At 59.5% G+C, this 19,023-nt stretch carries 20 protein-coding genes and 1 pseudogene; 13 read left to right on the top strand and 8 right to left on the bottom strand.

Annotation, left to right across the window (positions count from 1 at the left end; translation table 11 throughout):
- Window positions 1–84 (bottom strand): annotated as a pseudogene (locus CAG47_RS28315) (dolichol-phosphate mannosyltransferase); the annotation flags it as partial.
- Between the two features lie 302 nt (window positions 85–386).
- Here CAG47_RS28315 and CAG47_RS21130 point away from each other — a divergent pair.
- Window positions 387–1,031 carry a YceH family protein gene (locus CAG47_RS21130; protein WP_085727010.1) on the top strand — a complete coding sequence of 215 codons (645 nt, stop codon included), beginning with the start codon at window positions 387–389 and terminating at the stop codon, window positions 1,029–1,031.
- A 227-nt stretch (window positions 1,032–1,258) separates the two neighbouring features.
- Here CAG47_RS21130 and CAG47_RS21125 read toward each other — a convergent pair whose 3' ends face one another.
- Window positions 1,259–2,077 carry a shikimate 5-dehydrogenase gene (locus CAG47_RS21125; protein ID WP_085727008.1) on the bottom strand — a complete coding sequence of 273 codons (819 nt, stop codon included), beginning with the start codon at window positions 2,075–2,077 and terminating at the stop codon, window positions 1,259–1,261.
- Window positions 2,078–2,323: 246 nt separating this feature from the next.
- Between CAG47_RS21125 and CAG47_RS21120 the strand changes: the two genes are divergently transcribed.
- The 4 genes from CAG47_RS21120 to yegQ all read left to right on the top strand — a co-directional run bounded on the left by CAG47_RS21120 (window position 2,324) and on the right by yegQ (window position 5,004).
- A complete protein-coding gene (locus CAG47_RS21120) occupies window positions 2,324–2,686 on the top strand; it encodes a hypothetical protein (protein ID WP_085727006.1) in 363 nt (120 codons plus the stop codon).
- A 356-nt stretch (window positions 2,687–3,042) separates the two neighbouring features.
- Window positions 3,043–3,237, top strand: a complete 195-nt coding sequence (locus CAG47_RS21115) for a hypothetical protein (protein ID WP_085727004.1) — start codon at window positions 3,043–3,045, stop codon at window positions 3,235–3,237.
- Window positions 3,238–3,352: 115 nt separating this feature from the next.
- Window positions 3,353–3,544, top strand: coding sequence for a hypothetical protein (locus CAG47_RS21110; protein WP_085727002.1), 192 nt, complete (start codon window positions 3,353–3,355; stop codon window positions 3,542–3,544).
- Between the two features lie 134 nt (window positions 3,545–3,678).
- On the top strand, window positions 3,679–5,004 hold the full coding sequence (yegQ, locus tag CAG47_RS21105) for a tRNA 5-hydroxyuridine modification protein YegQ (RefSeq protein WP_085727000.1): 1,326 nt from the start codon (window positions 3,679–3,681) through the stop codon (window positions 5,002–5,004).
- Between the two features lie 121 nt (window positions 5,005–5,125).
- On the opposite strand, the gene CAG47_RS21100 is transcribed toward yegQ, so the two are convergent.
- Window positions 5,126–5,989 (bottom strand): LysR family transcriptional regulator, encoded by an 864-nt coding sequence (locus CAG47_RS21100; protein WP_085726998.1) that lies wholly within the window; start codon window positions 5,987–5,989, stop codon window positions 5,126–5,128.
- Between the two features lie 96 nt (window positions 5,990–6,085).
- Between CAG47_RS21100 and CAG47_RS21095 the strand changes: the two genes are divergently transcribed.
- Window positions 6,086–6,997 (top strand): DMT family transporter, encoded by a 912-nt coding sequence (locus CAG47_RS21095; protein WP_085726996.1) that lies wholly within the window; start codon window positions 6,086–6,088, stop codon window positions 6,995–6,997.
- Window positions 6,998–7,128: 131 nt separating this feature from the next.
- Here the strand turns inward: CAG47_RS21095 and CAG47_RS21090 are convergent, their stop codons facing one another.
- Window positions 7,129–7,839: a FadR/GntR family transcriptional regulator gene (locus CAG47_RS21090; RefSeq protein ID WP_085726994.1), complete on the bottom strand. Its 711-nt coding sequence runs from the start codon at window positions 7,837–7,839 to the stop codon at window positions 7,129–7,131.
- A 280-nt stretch (window positions 7,840–8,119) separates the two neighbouring features.
- Here CAG47_RS21090 and CAG47_RS21085 point away from each other — a divergent pair, with 280 nt between their 5' ends.
- The 3 genes from CAG47_RS21085 (at window position 8,120) to ampC (ending at window position 12,105) form a co-directional block, all read left to right on the top strand.
- On the top strand, window positions 8,120–9,466 hold the full coding sequence (locus tag CAG47_RS21085) for an MFS transporter (protein ID WP_085726991.1): 1,347 nt from the start codon (window positions 8,120–8,122) through the stop codon (window positions 9,464–9,466).
- A gap of 25 nt (window positions 9,467–9,491) precedes the next feature.
- Window positions 9,492–10,835 carry a glucarate dehydratase gene (gene gudD, locus CAG47_RS21080; protein WP_085726989.1) on the top strand — a complete coding sequence of 448 codons (1,344 nt, stop codon included), beginning with the start codon at window positions 9,492–9,494 and terminating at the stop codon, window positions 10,833–10,835.
- Window positions 10,836–10,995: 160 nt separating this feature from the next.
- Window positions 10,996–12,105, top strand: coding sequence for a class C beta-lactamase (gene ampC, locus CAG47_RS21075; protein ID WP_371917231.1), 1,110 nt, complete (start codon window positions 10,996–10,998; stop codon window positions 12,103–12,105).
- Between the two features lie 50 nt (window positions 12,106–12,155).
- On the opposite strand, the gene CAG47_RS21070 is transcribed toward ampC, so the two are convergent.
- Window positions 12,156–12,509 (bottom strand): DUF6124 family protein, encoded by a 354-nt coding sequence (locus CAG47_RS21070; RefSeq protein WP_085726985.1) that lies wholly within the window; start codon window positions 12,507–12,509, stop codon window positions 12,156–12,158.
- Window positions 12,510–13,029: 520 nt separating this feature from the next.
- Here CAG47_RS21070 and CAG47_RS21060 point away from each other — a divergent pair.
- A complete protein-coding gene (locus CAG47_RS21060; protein ID WP_085726981.1) occupies window positions 13,030–14,397 on the top strand; it encodes an AAA family ATPase in 1,368 nt (455 codons plus the stop codon).
- On the top strand, window positions 14,390–15,025 hold the full coding sequence (locus tag CAG47_RS21055; RefSeq protein WP_085726979.1) for a retron system putative HNH endonuclease: 636 nt from the start codon (window positions 14,390–14,392) through the stop codon (window positions 15,023–15,025). Before CAG47_RS21060 ends, CAG47_RS21055 begins: the two co-directional genes overlap by 8 nt.
- A gap of 53 nt (window positions 15,026–15,078) precedes the next feature.
- On the opposite strand, the gene CAG47_RS21050 is transcribed toward CAG47_RS21055, so the two are convergent.
- Window positions 15,079–15,630, bottom strand: coding sequence for a DUF4174 domain-containing protein (locus tag CAG47_RS21050; protein WP_085726977.1), 552 nt, complete (start codon window positions 15,628–15,630; stop codon window positions 15,079–15,081).
- 181 nt (window positions 15,631–15,811) lie between these two features.
- Between CAG47_RS21050 and CAG47_RS21045 the strand changes: the two genes are divergently transcribed.
- Window positions 15,812–16,180, top strand: coding sequence for a VOC family protein (locus CAG47_RS21045; RefSeq protein WP_085726974.1), 369 nt, complete (start codon window positions 15,812–15,814; stop codon window positions 16,178–16,180).
- A 20-nt stretch (window positions 16,181–16,200) separates the two neighbouring features.
- Here the strand turns inward: CAG47_RS21045 and CAG47_RS21040 are convergent, their stop codons facing one another.
- Window positions 16,201–16,986, bottom strand: coding sequence for a sulfite exporter TauE/SafE family protein (locus CAG47_RS21040; protein ID WP_085726972.1), 786 nt, complete (start codon window positions 16,984–16,986; stop codon window positions 16,201–16,203).
- 232 nt (window positions 16,987–17,218) lie between these two features.
- Complete coding sequence (locus tag CAG47_RS21035; protein WP_085726970.1) at window positions 17,219–17,968, bottom strand: hypothetical protein; 750 nt, start codon at window positions 17,966–17,968, stop codon at window positions 17,219–17,221.
- Window positions 17,969–18,186: 218 nt separating this feature from the next.
- Here CAG47_RS21035 and CAG47_RS21030 point away from each other — a divergent pair, with 218 nt between their 5' ends.
- Window positions 18,187–19,008: an aldo/keto reductase gene (locus tag CAG47_RS21030; protein ID WP_085726968.1), complete on the top strand. Its 822-nt coding sequence runs from the start codon at window positions 18,187–18,189 to the stop codon at window positions 19,006–19,008.
- Window positions 19,009–19,023: the final 15 nt, after the last annotated feature.

Raw genomic sequence — 19,023 nt, 5'->3', positions numbered from 1 at the left:
GCGGATTTCCTCGAGCAATGGCTTGAGGTTGTTCGCTTCGTTCTTGGCGGGAATCAGTACGGATACAAAAATGTCTTGGCTCATGGAGTCACTCTCGCCTTTATTGGATTTTTTAAGCAGAGGCGAATGAAGGTGTAGTACACCGGCCGACTCGATGCAGGGTTCAACTATTCAGGGCGATGACGCCAACAATATCCCGCCCTATGGACGCACTCGCGCGCGACCCCGCATACGGTGCCCGGCCATTTGTAAAAAAGGCGTTAACATTTCATGCACTTTTTGTCCTTTCGCACAGCGGAGCAACAAATTCGATTGCCATTGGCGCCTGTCAATCTAAAGTGCATCCACGCGAAAGAAAACCACGAACCGGGTAAGGACTCACAACCATGAGCACTGAACAAGAAACGACCTTCGACGAACCGCGGCTCAACAGTACGGAAATCCGCATTCTGGGTTCGTTGATCGAGAAACAGGCCACCAGCCCGGAAACCTATCCCCTGACCCTCAATGCCCTGGTGATTGCCTGCAACCAGAAAACCAGCCGCGAGCCGGTGATGAACCTGACCCCCGGCCAGGTCGGCCAGAGCCTGCGCGCCCTCGAAGGACGCGGCTTCGCCAGGCTGGTGATGGGCAGCCGCGCCGACCGCTGGGAACACAAGGTCGACAAGGCCCTGGAACTGGTGCCGGCGCAGGTGATCCTGACCGGGCTGATGTTTCTGCGCGGCCCGCAGACCGTCAATGAACTGCTGACCCGCAGCGGCCGCATGCATGAGTTCGAAGACGCCGAACAGGTCGTGCATCAACTCGAACGCCTGATTGCCCGGGGTTTGGCCGTGCTGATACCCCGTCAAGCCGGCCAGCGCGAAGACCGCTACACCCACGCCCTGGGCGACCCGGCGGATATCGAGGCGATCATGGCCGCACGGCAAAACCCTTCCGAACGCAGCAGCAGCGGGGTTTCGGTAGAGCGCATCGAAGAACTGGAAGCACGGATTGCCGCACTGGAAGAAAGGCTGGCCCGGCTCGAATAGCCTGATCGACACAAAACCTGTGGGAGCGAGCCTGCTCGCGATGGCGGACTGTCAGTCACATTCATGCCGGATGTGCCGACGCTTTCGCGGGCAGGCCCGCTCCCACAGGGGGACGTGGACTGACGGGCATGTGTGATCGCCACAAAACCTGCTCGCGATGGCGGACTGTCAGTCACCTCAATGCCGAATGGACCGACGCTATCGCGGGCAGGCTGAACTTGCCTCTCCTAGCTGCGGGCAAACGCCACGGCCTTGTGGAATTGCTCATCCGTTGGCCGCACCCCGGTATAAAGCACAAATTGCTCCAGCGCCTGGATCGCAATCACTTCCAGCCCGGTAATGACCCGTTTGCCTTCGGCACGAGCACGCACGATCAACGGTGTTTCCGAGGGAATCGCCACCACATCGAACACGGTCTGCGCTTGTTCGATCACGTCAGGTTCAAAGGCCAGTTGATCGGCCTCCGGCCCACCCGTCATGCCGATGGGCGTGACGTTGACCAGCATCTGCGGACGACGACTGCCCAACTCCGCCTGCCACTCATACCCCAACGACTGCGCCAGCGCCTGCCCCGCGCGCTCGTTGCGGGCGACGATCAGGCCGTTTTCATAGCCGCCATCGCGCAAGGCGCTCGCCACGGCCTTGGCCATGCCGCCGCTGCCACGCAAGGCAAAGGTCGAGTCTTTGGGCACCTGGTGCTTTTCCAGCAACTGGGCAACGGCGATGTAATCGGTGTTGTAGGCCTTGAGATGGCCATCTGTGTTGACGATGGTGTTGATCGATTGAATGGCGGCGGCAGAGGCGTCGAGTTCATCGACCAGGGCAATGCAGGCCTCCTTGAACGGCATCGACACGCCACAGCCTCGAATCCGCAGGGCGCGAATGCCGGCAACGGCCCCCGTCAGGTCCTGGCTGGCAAAGGCCTTGTAGTAAAAATTCAGGCCCAGTTGTTCATACAGATGATTGTGAAAACGCAGGCCAAAGTTCCCGGGACGCCCTGAGAGGGACATGCACAGCTGGGTGTCTTTGTTGGGGTTCATCTGCATGGGAAAGCTCCTTCGAATGCACTTTTCGGATGGACGGGATTAGCCCTCCATCGGGTTCTGATCGATCATGTAAGCCTGTTCCAACGGACTTACACGGGTCGGTAAGAAAGTCGGTACAGACCTTACACAAAATTTACCTGGTGGCCGTGCTGTTTTTCAGAAATACGCTGTCTTAGAAGTATCCCCGCGACAATCCCTGGGTCTATCGCAGACACAGGCGCCGGGCTGAAGAACCGAGGAACTATCATGATCCGTAAAATCCCCACAGTAGCCTTGCTGATCGGCGCCCTCGCTATCGCAGGACAGGCGCAAGCCCATGGTGGTGGCAATTACTGGCAGGGCCCAGCGGTGTTCGGCGCAATCGTCGGTACTGCCATTGTCGGCTCGGCTCTGATCAACGCCAACCGCCCGGTCTATGTCGCGCCGCAACCGGTCTACGCGGCACCGCCTCCGGTTTATTACGCACCACCGCCTCCGGTCTACTACCAACCGGCCCCGGTCTATGTGCAACAACCCATCTACTACCGTCCGGCCCCGGTGTACTACGGACCACCCCATGGTTACTACTACGGCCCGCCACGCGGCTACTACCGCCACGGTCGCTGGTAACCAGTTCATCCGGCCCCGCCGATAACGCGGGGCTTTTTTGCCCTCTGCAGGAGCGAGCATGCTCGCGATGAATGCAGGAACAGCGCGGGGCACCAGGCTTCCAGCGTTATCGTTGGCGACCATCGCGAGCAGGCTCGCTCCTACAGTTGATCGCATTTTGGCCTGACATGGATGCCCGAGGTCTGGATAAATCTCGCCAAGGTCGCTATCGGGACAGTGCGCACGGCGAAAGTTGGCAAGATGGACACGACCGGTTTTCTGCCGTGCGGCATCAAACGGTCATATTTTTGTCATCACAGTTGCGCAAGCTCGCTGCTGTCCGTCGATAACAGGTTGATAACAACAAGGACGACCACATGCCAACGCAAAACCCGCACCGCATCGTCGGTCTGTGCACCTCCAGCAAGGTGTACAACGCCCTGACCGAACTCAAGCAGCTGGAAGGTCATCGCAGCGCCAAGTTTCTCTCGCTGCTGACGCAAAGCCTGGTGCGCAAGGGCCTGCTCAGCGAGCAGGAAGTGGTGCATATGCTCGATCAGGTGGTCAACTGACCGACCAACGGTCGCTTGCCCCCTCTGGCATCAATGACCACTATCGAAAGCGTTGATTACCCCTCAAGGCCCCCGGACCTTAAAGTAGCTCCACAGATTGATGGAGGTACTTGTCATGTCCAAGGTTCAGATCATGTCCGTTATCGGTAGCGCCGTCCCCCCACAGCTCAGAGAGCTGGGTATGCTCGCCTGCTGGTATCTGGTACAGGACGGCGTGCAGATCAGCGGCCCGCTCACTTCGCTGCCCGCCGCCCAGGCGCTGTCGCAAAAAATCGGCAGCGGCCAGTCCGGCCGGCTCAGCGCCTGAGTCAGCTGCACCCGCGGTTCAGTCCGCTACGGCTCGCGCGAATGCCAGCGTTTTATCGATCAGGCATAGATCCAGATCAATAAACCATCGCCACGGGGCCTTTACCCTGTGCGGCTTTTGCGACCGACACCGCCATGAACCTCTCCGCGCCAGAACTGCTCGCCCCCGCCGGCACCCTGAAAAACATGCGTTATGCCTTCGCCTACGGCGCCGATGCCGTGTACGCCGGCCAGCCGCGCTATAGCCTGCGGGTGCGCAACAACGAATTCGACCACGCCAACCTGGCCCTCGGCATTCGTGAAGCCCAGGCCTTGGGCAAGCGCTTTTACGTGGTGGTGAACATCGCACCGCACAACGCCAAGCTCAAGACCTTCCTCAAGGACCTTGAACCGGTGATCGCCATGGCCCCGGATGCGCTGATCATGTCCGACCCCGGCCTGATCATGCTGGTGCGCCGGCACTACCCGCAGATGCAGATCCATCTTTCGGTGCAGGCCAATACGGTGAACTGGGCGAGTGTCGAGTTCTGGCAGCAGCAAGGCCTGAGCCGGATCATCCTTTCGCGGGAGTTGTCGCTGGAAGAAATCGCCGAGATCCGCGAGCACGTGCCCACCATGGAGCTGGAGGTGTTCGTGCACGGCGCGCTGTGCATGGCCTACTCCGGGCGCTGCCTGCTGTCGGGCTATATGAACAAGCGCGATGCCAATCAGGGCAGTTGCACCAATGCCTGTCGCTGGAAATATTCGGCGCAACCGGCCATGGAAAACCAGCTTGGCGAGATCGTGCAGACATTCGAGCCAGAACCGACCCTGGGCATCGGCGCACCCACTGAACAGGTGTTCCTGCTGCAGGAAGCCAATCGGCCCGGCGAACAGATGCCGGCCTTCGAAGACGAACACGGCACTTACATCATGAACGCCAAGGACCTGCGTGCCGTGCAGCACGTCGAACACCTGACGCACATGGGCGTGCACTCCCTGAAAATCGAAGGCCGGACCAAATCGCACTTTTATTGCGCGCGCACCACCCAAGTGTATCGCCGCGCCATCGACGACGCGGTGTCGGGCCGAGCCTTCGACCGCAGCCTGATGACCGACCTGGAATCCCTCGCCCAACGCGGCTACACCGAAGGTTTTCTGCGCCGGCATGTGCATGACGAATACCAGAACTACCAGAACGGCAGCTCAGTGTCGGAGCGGCAACAGTTTGTCGGCGAACTGACGGGACAGCGCCGGGATCGCCTGGCCGAGATCAAGGTGAAAAACCGCTTTGGCCTGGGCGACCACATGGAACTGATGACGCCCAAGGGCAACTTCCACTTCGACCTGCATCAGTTGCAGAACGCCAAGGGCGAAGCGATCGAGGTTGCACCGGGGGATGGGCACACGGTGTATTTGCCGATACCGGACGCGGTGGAACTGGAATTTGGATTGTTGATGCGGGATGTGGGTGTGAACTGACCTTCAAATTTACACCAAACCCTGTAGGAGCGAGCATGCTCGCGATGGCGGACTGTCAGGCACATCAATGCCGGATGGGCCGACGCTATCGCGAGCATGCTCGCTCCTACAGGGTACCGTGTCAGGCAAATTCCTCGCGCAGCATCGCCACAAACGCCTCTCGCGCCGGATGCACCCCGGCGTTTTCGTGCCAGTAGAACAGGCTCTCGATTGCCGTCAGTTCGGGAAACTCAAAGGCTACGCACCCGGCGCCCTTGGCGTATTGATCGAATACCCCTTTGGTCACCAGCGCCACGCCGGCCCCGGCGCTGACGCAACCGACAATCGCGCCATAGCTGGCCAGGCTGACAATCGGCAGTGCCAGCCCATTGCGCAACAACCAATGCTCCATCGCCGCCCGGTACGGACATCCCTGGGGCCAAAGGAACATCGTCTTGTCATGCAAGTCCGCCACATCGTGCAGCGGTCCGAGGGATGTCGAGGCGATCAACAGCAACTCTTCGCGGTACATCGGCGTGCGCTTGAGGTGCGAGCGCTCGACGTCGACCGCAACGATGGCACCGTCGAGCTTGTGATTGAGCGTGTCATCGAGCAACTGAGCCCAGGTGCCAGTGGTCAACTCCAGCGCCACTTGCGGGAATCGCTTGTGGAACTTCGCCAGCAGGCGCGGCAATCGCCCGGTGGCCGAGGACTCGATGGCCCCGATGCGCAACGGGCCGGAGGGTTCGGCGCAAGGGTCGAGCGCACGCTTGGCCTCGGCGGTGAGGGCAAGGATTTTCGCGGCGTAGGCCAGGAAGGTTTGCCCCGACGGACTGATGCGCAAGCCTCGGCCCTCACGCAGAAACAGCGCGACACCCAGTTCAGCCTCGAGGGCCTTGATGCGAGCCGTGATGTTCGATGGCACGCAATGCAGCACTTCAGCCGCGCGGGCGATGCTGCCGACGTCGGCCACGGTCTTGAACATGCGAATCTGTGCCAGCTCCATACATCACCAAAAGTGAACGATTAGCGCAGTATAAGTCAGTTGTGGCGAATTATGCGCTTTCCGATACTCGGTGCATCAGCCCACAGGTGCACCCCCATGACGCCGCTCACACCCTCCCCCGTTTCACCCTGGAAAATCATCCTGGCCATGGCATTTGTCGTGACGTGCTGGGGCTATTCCCCGACCGGCATCCATATCGGCTTGCAGGCCTACGACCCCGTGCACCTGGCGCTCCTGCGCTTCCTGCTGGCTTCGGTATTCATGGCCGTGGTCGCGATATTCAAAGGCATACGCCTGCCGAGTTTGCGCGATCTGCCGCTGATGTTCGGCCTGGGTTTCTTTGCCGTCAGCCTGCACCACGTGGCGATCAACTTCGGGCAGCAGGGTGTCAGCGCTGGCGCTTCGAGCGTCCTGGCCCAGACCACGCCACTGTTCAGCACGCTGATTGCGCGCTTCGTGTTCAAGGATCGAGTAAGCCTGTGGCGCTGGGGTTGTGTGCTGCTCGGTTTGCTTGGCGTGCTGATTGTGGTGGCCGGCGATCATGGCCTGGGCAGCATCGACGCCCACGGCTTGCTGATCCTGTTGGCGGCGGTGTCCTGGAGCCTCTACTTTGCCCTGCAAAAGCATCACACCGGGCGTTACGACGGGCTGACGCTGGTGTGCTGCACGGTGTGGTCCGGGACGGTGCTGCTGTTGGTTTATCTGCCAGGCCTGACAGATCAGGTCACTGCCGCGCCGGTGCACGTGCAGTTCGCGGTGATCGCCCTGGGGATTTTCCCCAGTGCCCTCGCGTACCTGGCCTGGGCTTATGTACTGGCCCATGTGGACCTGAGCCGGGCGACGATGACGCTGTATTTGACGCCGCCGACGGCGATGGTGATCGCGTCTTGTGCCCTTGGCGAGCAGCCAACGCTGATGATCGTGGTCGGCGGGCTGGTGGTGTTGGCGAGTGTGCTGGCGTTGAATCTGGAACGGCGGGTGGTGATTGCTCAGGTTGCCCGAGTCTGATCCATGCTTTTTATTGCCTGGACTGACGCCTTCGCGAGCAGGCTCGCTCCCACATTGATCGTATGAACATTACACATCTCCTGTGGGAGCGAGCCTGCTCGCGAAGAACGATGACTCGGTGTCACTGACCATCAACTGGGCGCAAACCGGTCGCGACTGTTGGTCAGGTGCAGCCACATCGCCGCCCGCGCCGCGTCCGGGTCCTGGCGCTTGATGGCATTGAGGATCGCTTCGTGCTCCAGATTGGCCAACTGGCCCAGCTTGCTCAAGTCCACGGCGCCACGCTCGGCGGCATTGACTCGGGTGCGCGGGATCATGGCGTTGCCCAGGTGCTGCATGATCTCGGTGAAGCACAGATTGCCGGTGGCTTCGGCAATCAACAGATGAAAACGCCGGTCCGCTTCGACACAACTGTCGTTGTTGGCCAGCAGGCTTTGATAGTCATCCAGCGCTTCACGCATTTGCGCCAGTTGCAGATCGCTGCGGCGAGTGGCCGCCAGTGCAGCCGCCTGGGTTTCCAGGCCCATGCGCAACTCCAGAATGCTGCGCACCCCCAACGCCGTATCGACATTCAACCGCAGCCCTTGCTCCGCAGCACGCTCGATCACAAACGTGCCGATGCCATGGCGGGTTTCCACCAGCCCCGAGGCCTGCAACTTCGAGATCGCCTCACGCACCACCGTGCGGCTGACCCCATGCTCCTGAACGATGGTGTTCTCCGACGGCAACTTGTCACCGGGCAGCATCTGGCCGAGCAGGATGCGCTGGGTCAGCTTCTCCACCAGGTCATGGGCCAGGTTATGGCTGCGCTTGCGAGCAGGTATTTCGAGGTCTTCTTGCATGAGGGTGTCCGCAAATCTGGGCCATCGAATCGTAGCACCGCACTGGGCGGGAATCCCGGAAAATCTTGCCAAACTTGTATGACAACACTCAACAACACGCCCCTACTTAGCCAAAACAAACACCTGCCAGCACCGCAACAAGAATAAAAACACTCTACAAAAGCGCCATTTTGTTGGACGAACAGGGTTGCACGATGAAAAATCGTAGTTGTATGATGTCTATCAACAACGCAGCACCCAGCTTCACCCCGCATAAAAATAACGAGTGGGAGAAAACGCAGTGAATACATCCACCCCCGGGATGCACGACGACGCCAATTCAGCGCTGAAGTCCGCCATCGCCAAAGTCAAACGTCACGTTTTGCCGCTGTTCGTCATCATGTTCATCGTCAATTACATTGATCGCGTGAACATCGGTTTTGTCCGCACCCATATGGAACACGACCTGGGCATTGGCGCTGCCGCCTATGGCCTGGGTGCCGGGCTGTTCTTCATCGGTTACGCGCTGTTCGAAGTGCCCTCCAACATCCTTCTGCAAAAAGTCGGCGCGCGTATCTGGCTGACCCGCATCATGCTGACCTGGGGCCTGGTCGCCGCAGGCATGGCGTTCATCCAGAACGAAACCCACTTCTACATCCTGCGTTTTCTGTTGGGCGTGGCCGAAGCCGGGTTCTTTCCCGGGGTGATCTACTACTTCACCCGCTGGTTGCCCGGTGTGGAGCGTGGCAAGGCAATTGCCATCTTCCTCAGTGGTTCGGCGGTCGCGTCGTTGATCTCCGGTCCGCTGTCCGGATTGCTCCTGCAAATCGAAGGGCTGGGCCTGCACGGTTGGCAATGGATGTACTTCATCGAGGGCATGTTTTCGGTGGGCTTGTGCGTGTTCGTCTGGTTCTGGCTCGACTCCAGGCCCCAGGACGCCAAATGGCTGAGCCGCGAAGAGCAGGACGCGCTGGTCAAGGCCATCGACGATGAACAACTGGCCCGGGAAGCGGCGACGCCGATCAAGCCGTCACTGGGCAAGTTGCTCAAGGACCGCCAGATCATCCTGTTCTGCCTGATCTACTTCTTCATCCAACTGACCATCTACGCCGCGACCTTCTGGCTGCCGAGCATCATCAAGAAGATGGGCGACCTGAGTGACATCCAGGTCGGGCTGTTCAACTCCATTCCATGGTTGCTGTCGATTGTCGGCATGTACGCCTTCGCGTCCCTGTCCGCCAAATGGAAATACCAGCAGGCCTGGGTCGCCGCCGCGCTGCTGATTGCGGCCGCCGGGATGTTCATGTCCACCACCGGCGGGCCGGTCTTCGCCTTCGTTGCGATCTGCTTTGCGGCACTGGGCTTCAAGTCGGCCTCGTCACTGTTCTGGCCGATCCCCCAGGCCTACCTGGATGCGCGAATCGCGGCTGCCGTCATCGCGCTGATCAACTCGGTGGGCAACCTCGGCGGCTTCGTTGCGCCGACCACCTTCGGCCTGCTGGAACAACGCACCGGCTCCATTCAGGGCGGGCTGTACGGCCTGGCCGCGACCTCGATCATCGCCGCCATCATCGTCTTCGCCGCCCGCAACACACCCAAGCCCGCCCCCGCCGTGGCGCTGGCCAAGTCCACGCCCAACCACGCCTGAATTGCGCTTTTTTAAGGATTGGAAAATGAACGCTCAAGACACTGCAAAAGCCCCGATCATCACCAGCATGCAAGTGGTTCCGGTGGCCGGCCACGATGGCATGTTGCTCAACCTCAGCGGCGCCCACGGTCCGTTTTTCACCCGCAACATCGTGATCCTCAAGGACAATGCCGGCCACACCGGCGTCGGTGAAGTACCGGGGGGCGAACGGATTCGCCAGACCCTCGAAGACGCACGCAGCCTGGTGATCGGCAGCCCGATTGGCACGTATCAGAAAATCCTCAATCAGGTACGCCAGACTTTCGCCGACCGCGATGCCGGCGGCCGCGGCTTGCAGACCTTCGACCTGCGCATCACCATTCACGCCGTCACCGGCCTGGAAGCCGCATTGCTCGACTTGCTCGGCCAGCACCTGGACGTGCCGGTGGCCGCCCTGCTCGGCGAAGGCCAGCAGCGCGATGAAGTGAAGATGCTCGGCTATCTGTTTTATGTCGGTGATCGCAAGCAGACCGACCTTGCCTACCGCTGCGAGCCCGACGCCGACAACGACTGGTTCCGCGTGCGCCATGAGCAAGCCATGACCGCCGAAGGCGTGGTGCGCCTGGCCGAGGCCGCCCATGCCCGTTACGGTTTCAAGGATTTCAAACTCAAGGGTGGCGTACTCAGTGGCGATGCCGAAATCGAAGCAGTCACGGCCCTCGCCGAACGCTTCCCCGAGGCACGCATCACCCTCGACCCCAATGGTGCCTGGTCACTGAAAGAGGCCATCCGCCTGTGCCGCGATCAACACCGCGTGCTGGCCTATGCCGAAGACCCGTGCGGGGCGGAAAACGGTTACTCGGGGCGCGAAGTCATGGCCGAGTTCCGCCGGGCCACGGGCTTGAAAACCGCGACCAACATGATCGCCACCGACTGGCGCGAGATGGGCCACGCGATCCAGTTGCAATCGGTCGACATCCCCCTGGCCGATCCGCACTTCTGGACCATGCAAGGTTCGGTGCGCGTGGCGCAGATGTGCCACGAATGGGGCCTGACCTGGGGTTCGCACTCCAACAACCACTTCGACATTTCCCTGGCGATGTTCACCCATGTCGCGGCGGCCGCGCCGGGCGAGATCACGGCCATCGACACCCACTGGATCTGGCAGGACGGCCAGCGCCTGACCAAGGCCCCGCTGCAAATCGTCGACGGCTGCGTGCAGGTACCGCAGAAACCGGGGCTGGGGGTGGAACTGGATATGGATCAGGTGGCCAAGGCTCATGAGCTGTACAAAGGCATGGGCCTGGGGGCGCGGGATGACAGCGTGGCGATGCAGTTCCTGATTCCCGGCTGGAAGTTCGATAACAAGCGGCCGTGCCTGGTGCGTTGAATCGCCTGGAGCGTTGAATCAAAGGTTGCGCGCGGCCGTCTGCTGGCGGCCGATTTTAGAAAGCGCTCGGAGCCTGGCGCTTATCCGCCTAAAATGGCGCGCAACTGAATCAACGACGGATGAAACCAATATGGACAGGCTGAAAACCATCGCCGCTTGCATGGCGATATTCGCCGCGGGCCAATGCATGGCGCAGGATCAAATCGAGACAGTGGTCAACGCCGCCGTGCAACCGGTGATGCAGGCCGAAGGCATTCACGGCATGGCGGTGGCCGTCACCGTCAACGGCCAGGCGCATTACTTCAACTATGGCGTTGCCTCGACTGAAACCGGCCGCCCTGTCACCCAAGACACCCTGTTCGAGATCGGCTCCGTCAGCAAAACCTTCACCGCCACCCTCGCCGCTTACGCCCAGGCCACGGGCAAGCTGTCGCTGGCGGACAAGGCCAGCCAGCTCCTGCCAGCCTTGCGCGGCAGTGCGTTCGACCACATCAGCGTGCTGCAACTGGGTACCTACAGCACTGGCGGCCTGCCCCTGCAATTCCCTGCCGAATATGATTCGGCCGACAAAATGCTCGGCTACTACAAACAATGGCAACCGCTCTACGCCCCCGGCAGCCACCGACTGTATTCGAACCCCAGCCTGGGCCTGTTCGGCTACCTTGCCGCGCAAAGCATGGGCCAGCCGTTCGACGGGCTGATGGAAAAAACCCTGCTGCCGAAACTGGGCCTCAAGCACACCTACGTGCATGTGCCGCCGGACCAGATGGCGCTGTATGCCCAGGGCTACAACAAGGACGGCAAGCCGGTACGGGTCACTCCGGGGGCGCTGGATTCCGAGGCGTACGGGGTAAAGACCAGCGCGGCGGACTTGCTGGACTATGTCGGTGCGAACATGAAACCGGCGTCTCTGGAAAAGCCATTGCAACAAGCCATCGCCTTGACCCATAGCGGTTACTACACCGTTGGCGACATGACCCAGGGCCTGGGCTGGGAGATGTATCGCTACCCGATCACACTGGAGCGCTTGCTGGAAGGCAACTCCACGCCGATGGCCATGGAGGCGCACAAAGTCCAATGGCTGAACCCGCCACAAGCGCAACCGCAGAACATACTGATCAACAAGACCGGCTCAACCGGTGGCTTTGGTGCTTACGTGGCGTACGTGCCATCGAAGGGCATCGGCATTGTGATGCTGGCCAACAAGAATTATCCCAATGCGCAGCGGATCAGGATCGCTCATCAGGTTTTGAGTGCGCTTGCCCAATAAACCTTGCTGCCTTCTCTATAGATAAGGGCGACCTCTGAAGGTCGCCTTTTTTACTTTGTCGGCGCACCCTCGGGCGGATCGATATTGTCCAGAGCGCGGTTCACCAACAATTCGCCCACCACTGCCAATTGCTGAATCGACAGCGCCACGTTGCGGTTGGAGCTTTCCAGGTTACAGGCGAGATCGGTGACCAGCACGTTCAGGGACGCGAGGGTTTCGCAGGCGTGGCACAGCAGTGTTGGAGTGTCGACGTTTGGGAGGATGGTGAAGATGTGGCTGACCGGGTCGGCGTGTTTGGGGTTGCGCAAGCGGGCGCTGACGGCGGGTTCGGTGATGTCGGAGAGTGGGACGTGGAGATCGGAATCGGTTGAAGACTCAGGGGGATCGGGCGTGATCTTTTTCATGTGCGGCGCTCTTTTTGTTTTCAAGGAGCTGCCCATCTCATTTCCACAAATAAGGTGGTAGCTGTACGCAGGTGTGGAAGACCAGGGAAAGAGTACCAAACCCGGCGCACTCGAAAGTGCCCCGCGCACAGCCACCAAAACGCAGCAATGTTGACATAAAAAAATGCCGACATGCGCTCTATGGCGTTGATCTCTTTCGCTGAAAACGGACTTCCACATCCGGCCGCTGATTTTGCAGCGGCTGAAGAAGGTTATCGAGATGACCCAACAGGCACCAGTTCACGGGGTGCGCCACGTCATGCAGGAAACTTCCGACGCAATTGAAGTCCTTTGCCTACGCTCGATTTTCTGAGCAGCCAGTTACAAACATCTTTTTGCTCATGACCGTTGTGATGCAGGTGAAACCGTTGTATCTAATGGACCTCCCAAGCCTGCGAACGGCATCGGATCAATCCGTGGCCGGGAATGACATAATGCGCGCTCAAGTACTCAAACCGACTGACCCTCGAAGGGCGTTGTAATGGAAATCAGAAGTCTCATGCTAAAGGATGTCGGTCGGTTTACCGATATGCACATTCACTTCGCCCCGACACCCAACCACTCCTCGAATGTGACGATATTGGTGGGGAACAACGGTGCAGGGAAAACCACACTTCTAAAATCTCTCGCCACCTCACTGAGCTGGTTAGTTGCCAGAATCCGCACAGAAAAAGGCAGTGGCAGTCATATTGCAGAAGACGATATTCGAAACGGTGCCAAATCCACTGTCACCACGATTGCCGTAACAGACTATTCACAAAGACAATCAAATCTTCCCGACGCCGCCATCGAAGAGGTTTTGTTCATTTGGAGTCTTGCCCGTGGCAAGCAGGGTCGAAAAACTGCCTTGCATAGCGAATTAGTGGATGCCACTCGCCTGGCTGATCACTACCGCAACCAACTGACAGCAGATGACAACGCCTCACTCCCTTTGATCGCTTACTACCCCGTCGAACGCTCTGTTCTCGAAATCCCGCTAAAAATCCGTACCAAACACACCTTTGATCAACTCGACGGCTACGACAACGCTTTGAATCGTGGCGTCGATTTCCGTCGATTCTTCGAATGGTTCCGAGAACGCGAAGACAGCGAGAACGAAACCGGCGTCTCCGCCACTGCATTGGCCGAAATTTCCGCAAAATTCGGCAAGGACAGTGACATATGGAAAACCCTTTCCCAATTGAAGGCTTCATCCCGCGACCGTCAATTGACTGCTGTTCGCTCAGCTATCGCCGCATTCATGCCCGGCTTCAGCAACTTGCGAGTGCAGCGCAAACCACGCCTGCACATGGCAATCGACAAGGACGGCGCGACACTTAACGTCTCCCAGCTCTCACAGGGCGAAAAGTCGATGATGGCGCTGGTCGGCGACATCGCTCGCCGGTTGGCGATGATGAACCAGTCTCTGGACAACCCATTGGAGGGTGACGGCATCGTCCTGATCGATGAGGTCGATTTGCACTTGCACCCCAAATGGCAGCGCCGCCTGATTCGACAGTTGAGCGAAACCTTCCCCAATTGCCAGTTCGTCCTGACCACTCACTCGCCATTGGTCATCAGCGACGCGAAAGACGTGCTGTGCTACGTGCTCAATGACGGGGAACTGCATGAACAATCAGGCCTGTATGGGCTGGATGCCAATCAGGTGTTGCTGGAGGTCATGGACACCGATGTGCGCAACAGCGAAGTGCAACAACGCCTGAATCTATTGCTCAAGCATTTGCAGGATGGTGATCTGGACGGTGCGAAAAAACTGTACTCCGAGCTCTCGCTGGAGTTGCCAGAGGGACATCTGGAGCTGGCGAAGGCGGCCTTGTTGATTCGCAAGTTGGAGTTGCGCCGTGCGTAAGATCGACAAAGGCATGGAGCCGCCATCGTTGACTCGTTTCAAACACTCAAACAAGACCTCGCGCTATCAGGATTTGCCACCGGATGAAAGACGGCTCGTTCGAGCATCGTGCATCTCGGAACAGTACGGTTTATGCGCGTATTGCTGCCAGTCGATTACGATCGATGATGCCCATAACGAACATATTGAAGCCCAGGACCATGCGCCGAATCGAACGCTGGACTTTTCCAACATCGTCGCCAGTTGCCAGCGCCCTCATCAATGCGGTCATGGTCGAGGAACACGAGTGTTGCCGCTTACGCCCTTGATGGGCGAATGCGAGTCCGAATTGAAATTCTACTTGTCCGGCTTGGTCGAGGGGAAAACCGAGCGAGCCAAGGTATCAATCCAGACATTGAATCTGGGTCATACCGAGCAAAGTAACAAAGGACTTGTTGGCAAACGAAAAGCGATGGTTGATGCACTCATGTTTAGCCAGAGCGTACTTCCCGAAGACCTGCAATTTGAAGACGAAGAATTCCTGAGCCTGCTTTTGGAGGATCTGAAGGTTCCCGATGCGGCTCAATGCCTTCAGCCGTTTTCACCCGTGCTGGTCAATGTCATCCAGCAATTTCTGGCTCAACCTTGAGCCAGACTCAGCGACTCTTCAGATACGGGTAACGCTGCTGCGCTGAAAAGGAATCAATCATCCGGCATTTCAGGCGGCTTGGCGGGCTTGGCCGGTTTACTGTTTTTTCCGGGTTTGGTGCCTTTGGCCGCTGGCTCGGCTTCCGCTACGGGCGCGGCCACTGTCGCCGTGAACTCTTTCTCGGCCGCCGGCAACTGATCCACTGCGCTGAAAATCTCGTCCAGCTTGAAGGCGTCGGATTGTTCAAGTTTCTTTTCGCCGTCCTTGCCGACCAGAATCACCTTGGTCTTGGCACCGGCACCCAGCTTGAGGGAGCGGATCAGCGCCGCCGTGTCCTGCGGCCCGAGGTCCTTGCCATCACGCTGGCCCATCAGATTGAGCACCGTGTAGAGCACCATGCTGCGATCGGTGAAACCTTTGCGATTGGCTGGCTCATCCAGCGACTTTTTCAGGCTGACCCAGGCCGGATCAACTGTACTCGGGGCGATGACGATCAGGGGTCGGGCCCTGCCCTTGTCCATGTCCAGCGGTGAGCCGTCATCAGCGGCGAATAATGGGCCGGCAATCGCCAGCAAGGTAGCCAGGGTCAGTGACCTGATGAGCATGCGCATCTCCTTTTTGATATCCACGCTCTAATGATTGCGCATCGCGGCGATTGTTCCGGGTGACGAACTGCAAAAAATTTTCGCCTTGCCCCAAGCTTAGGTCAGGGCGGTCATTGCGCAACAGCCTGGGCTAATCTGAAGACTCAGGACCACCCGCCTGATCCGTCGCGAGGACTTGTGCATGAGCGCTCAGTTGAACCACACCATCGTCTGGTGCCGGGACAAGCAGGTTTCGGCGAACTTCCTGGCTGACCTCCTTGGCCTGCCCGCCCCTCAACCTTTCGGGCCCATGCTGATCGTCAAACTGGAAAACGGCGTATCGCTGGATTTCTACGACAACGACCCGCCGATAGCGTCCCAGCACTATGCATTCCTGATGAGCGACGAGGATTTCGATGCGGCCTTCGCGCGCCTGCAAGCCAACGGTCAGCCATGGTGGGCCGACCCGGGCAAGCAGCGATCAGGGGAAATCAATGATTATGCGGGAGGACGGCGGGTGTATTTCGATGACCCGGACGGGCATCTGCTGGAAATATTCACCCGCGAATGAAGCTGGCGTGGCGGCCTGGATCAGAACGCCAGCTTGTAACCGATCAACAACAGCATGGTCGCCAGGCAAGGGCGCAGCAGTTCGTCGGAAATGCGCCCGGTCAGGTGGCTGCCCAGGTAAATCCCCGGCAACGAGCCCACCAGCAGGTAACCCAATACATGCCAGTCCATGTTGCCCATGCTCGCATGGCCAAGGCCTGCGACCAGGGTCAGCGGCACGGCGTGGGCGATTTCAGTGCCTACCAGACGACGGGTCGGCAGCATCGGATAGAGAATGAACAGTGCCACGGTGCCCAGTGCACCGGCGCCGATGGACGTCAGCGCAACCATGGTACCGAGGACCAGGCCGGTGATGACCGTCAGGACATTGAGGCGCGACCCGCTGGGGTTGTAGCTGCCACCGGCACGTTTGTGGGCGAAATCCAGCAGGCGTTTCTTGAACAGAATCGCCAGCGCCGTGGCGAACAACACAAAGCCGAGAGCCTGCTTGATGATCGCGTTCATCGCATCGGGGCTGGAGTGCAAGGTACTGAGGAACCACAACGTCAACGCCACCGCCGGCACGCTGCCAAGGGTCAGCCAACCGGTAATCGCCCAGTCGATGTTGTTGTTCTTGCGGTGCACCAGTACACCGCTGGATTTGGTGATGGCGGCGTACAGCAGGTCGGTACCGACCGCCGTCGCAGGGTTGATGCCGAACCACAGCAGGATCGGGGTCATCAACGACCCGCCACCCACCCCGGTCATACCGACGATGAAGCCCACCACCAATCCGGCAACGACCAACCCGATGTTCACTAAATCCATGAATACGTCCACAAAGATCGCAGGGGAAATCTGGTCCGCAGCATAGCGATTTTTCTTATAACCAGTTATATCGATGCGATCTATCTTTATACCGGAAGCACCACGCCTCACTGTAGGAGCGAGCCTGCTCGCGATGACTGAATGTCAGTCAACATCAATGTCTACTGATACACCGCCATCGCGAGCAAGCTCGCTCCCACAGGGTTCTCGCCCACAGGGATAACCACTGGATTCATTGCACCGGCAGGAAATTCAGGAACAGCAGGCTCTGCGCATAATTCAGGCCGATGCGCCGGTAGCGTTCGTCGAGCATCTGGGTCAACAGGTCCAGCCGGGCGACGATCTTGCCGAACTCGACGGCGAAACTCAGGTTGCTGCCCTCCTCCGAGATCTCGTTGGAGAACAACAGGGGCTGGCCCTCTTTGTTCTGCCGCTGGCCGAGTATCCAGGTGGCGATCTCGATGTTGCGCGCGGCATTGCCGACGAATACCGGGTTGATCGTATCGGTCATGTAGAACTCGAGGCGATTGCCATGGGCGGTCACCAGCATGCTGCCGATGGCATAGATGAACGCCCCGACCCGATCGCCGAGAAACTCCGGGCTCATGGCGAAACGCAGGGCCGCGAGGTCCTTTTTGCCGCCCAGGGTCGGTAAGGGTTGCTGCTGCTCAATAGCCATGCGCACTTGCTTGCCGGCCGTGCGGGCATCGAGGAAGCCGGACTTTTTCAGCTCATCGGGGTTGCGCAGGTAGAGCTTGCTCATCAGCAGGTAGAGGCTGTCAAGGTTGTCACGCATGGTCAGGGTGGCCATGCGGTCGACACTGGTTTGCAGGAACTCCCGGGGGTTGCCTTCGCGCATCTGGTCGATGATGTCGCCGCCTTGCTGCTGGCTGCAACCGGTGACGAAGCACATCGACAGACCGGCCAACAGCAGGCAACGACGGCGGATGTGTGTGGTGATCGTGGGTGAAGCTCGAGCCATGGGTTCCTGGACTTGGGCATGGGCCGACGGTGGGGATCGCCGCAGGCTGCCATGGATAGAGCCGGACATTTGCAAAAAGTGCAGTATCGGCGCAAAGCAATCGATCACCGGCAAGGTCCCGCTCAAAGGATCGCAGTACGCGGCAAGCCCTGCGGGGGAACCGATGGACTATTCTGCTGCCCACTGAAATTACATCGGTATCCATGAAGGAGGTTTGCATGCGCACGCTTGAATTGGCTGGCACCCATGTCCCGGTTATCGGCCAGGGGACCTGGCAGATGGGTGAAGACCGCTCACGGCACAACGAAGAAGTCGCGGCGCTGCGCCTGGGCATCGAACTGGGCATGACCCTGATCGACACCGCTGAAATGTACGCCGAGGGCGGTGCCGAGGAAGTGGTCCGCGATGCCATCGCCGGCCAGCGCGACAGCGTCTTTCTGGTCAGCAAGGTGTACCCGCACAACGCCAGCCGCCAGGGTATCCCCCAGGCCTGCGAGCGAAGCCTGCGCAGGCTGGGCACCGATTGCATCGATCTGTATCTGCTGCATTGGCGCGGCCAGTACCCCCTGGAAGAAACCGTCGATGCCTTCGAACGCCTGCGCGCAGCCGGCAAGATTGTGCGTTGGGGGGTGTCCAATTTCGACCTCGACGACCTGCAGGAGCTGAATGCCCCCGCCTGCGCCACCAATCAGGTGCTCTACAATCTGGAGCAGCGCGGCATAGAATTTGATCTATTGCCCTGGAGTCAACGGCAGCGGCTGCCGGTCATGGCTTACTGCCCGATCGGCCAGGGTGGAAAAATGCTCGCCAATGCCACGCTCAAACGGGTGGCCGCCCGACACGACATGACGCCGGCACAAGTCGCGCTGGCTTGGATTCTGCGTCAGGACGACGTGATCGCCATCCCCAAAGCGGTCCGTCCCGAGCATGTGCGGCTCAATGCCCAGGCTGCCCGATTGCAGCTCGACGCCGGGGATCTGGAGGCGCTGGACCAAGCGTTTCACGCGCCAAAACGCAAGCAGCGGCTGGCCATGGTCTGAACCACCGCAGTCTGC

This window comes from Pseudomonas sp. R37(2017), assembly GCF_002113375.1.
In the GTDB taxonomy this organism is placed as follows: domain Bacteria; phylum Pseudomonadota; class Gammaproteobacteria; order Pseudomonadales; family Pseudomonadaceae; genus Aquipseudomonas.
The sequence above is the reverse complement of the archived record's forward strand: the minus strand, read 5'-3'. Positions and strand labels throughout refer to the sequence as shown.

Bases quoted from the DNA above. Each gene is read 5' to 3' on its own strand.
- gudD (WP_085726989.1), top strand. From the start codon at position 9,492: ATGAACGCTCAAGACACTGCAAAAGCCCCGATCATCACCAGCATGCAA.
- CAG47_RS21130 (WP_085727010.1), top strand. From the start codon at position 387: ATGAGCACTGAACAAGAAACGACCTTCGACGAACCGCGGCTCAACAGT.
- ampC (WP_371917231.1), top strand. From the start codon at position 10,996: ATGGCGATATTCGCCGCGGGCCAATGCATGGCGCAGGATCAAATCGAG.
- CAG47_RS21125 (WP_085727008.1), bottom strand. From the start codon at position 2,077: ATGCAGATGAACCCCAACAAAGACACCCAGCTGTGCATGTCCCTCTCA.
- CAG47_RS21030 (WP_085726968.1), top strand. From the start codon at position 18,187: ATGCGCACGCTTGAATTGGCTGGCACCCATGTCCCGGTTATCGGCCAG.
- CAG47_RS21035 (WP_085726970.1), bottom strand. From the start codon at position 17,968: ATGGCTCGAGCTTCACCCACGATCACCACACACATCCGCCGTCGTTGC.
- CAG47_RS21050 (WP_085726977.1), bottom strand. From the start codon at position 15,630: ATGCTCATCAGGTCACTGACCCTGGCTACCTTGCTGGCGATTGCCGGC.
- CAG47_RS21045 (WP_085726974.1), top strand. From the start codon at position 15,812: ATGAGCGCTCAGTTGAACCACACCATCGTCTGGTGCCGGGACAAGCAG.
- CAG47_RS21110 (WP_085727002.1), top strand. From the start codon at position 3,353: ATGTCCAAGGTTCAGATCATGTCCGTTATCGGTAGCGCCGTCCCCCCA.
- CAG47_RS21100 (WP_085726998.1), bottom strand. From the start codon at position 5,989: ATGGAGCTGGCACAGATTCGCATGTTCAAGACCGTGGCCGACGTCGGC.
- CAG47_RS21095 (WP_085726996.1), top strand. From the start codon at position 6,086: ATGACGCCGCTCACACCCTCCCCCGTTTCACCCTGGAAAATCATCCTG.
- CAG47_RS21060 (WP_085726981.1), top strand. From the start codon at position 13,030: ATGGAAATCAGAAGTCTCATGCTAAAGGATGTCGGTCGGTTTACCGAT.
- CAG47_RS21090 (WP_085726994.1), bottom strand. From the start codon at position 7,839: ATGCAAGAAGACCTCGAAATACCTGCTCGCAAGCGCAGCCATAACCTG.
- CAG47_RS21115 (WP_085727004.1), top strand. From the start codon at position 3,043: ATGCCAACGCAAAACCCGCACCGCATCGTCGGTCTGTGCACCTCCAGC.
- CAG47_RS21120 (WP_085727006.1), top strand. From the start codon at position 2,324: ATGATCCGTAAAATCCCCACAGTAGCCTTGCTGATCGGCGCCCTCGCT.
- CAG47_RS21070 (WP_085726985.1), bottom strand. From the start codon at position 12,509: ATGAAAAAGATCACGCCCGATCCCCCTGAGTCTTCAACCGATTCCGAT.
- CAG47_RS21040 (WP_085726972.1), bottom strand. From the start codon at position 16,986: ATGGATTTAGTGAACATCGGGTTGGTCGTTGCCGGATTGGTGGTGGGC.
- yegQ (WP_085727000.1), top strand. From the start codon at position 3,679: ATGAACCTCTCCGCGCCAGAACTGCTCGCCCCCGCCGGCACCCTGAAA.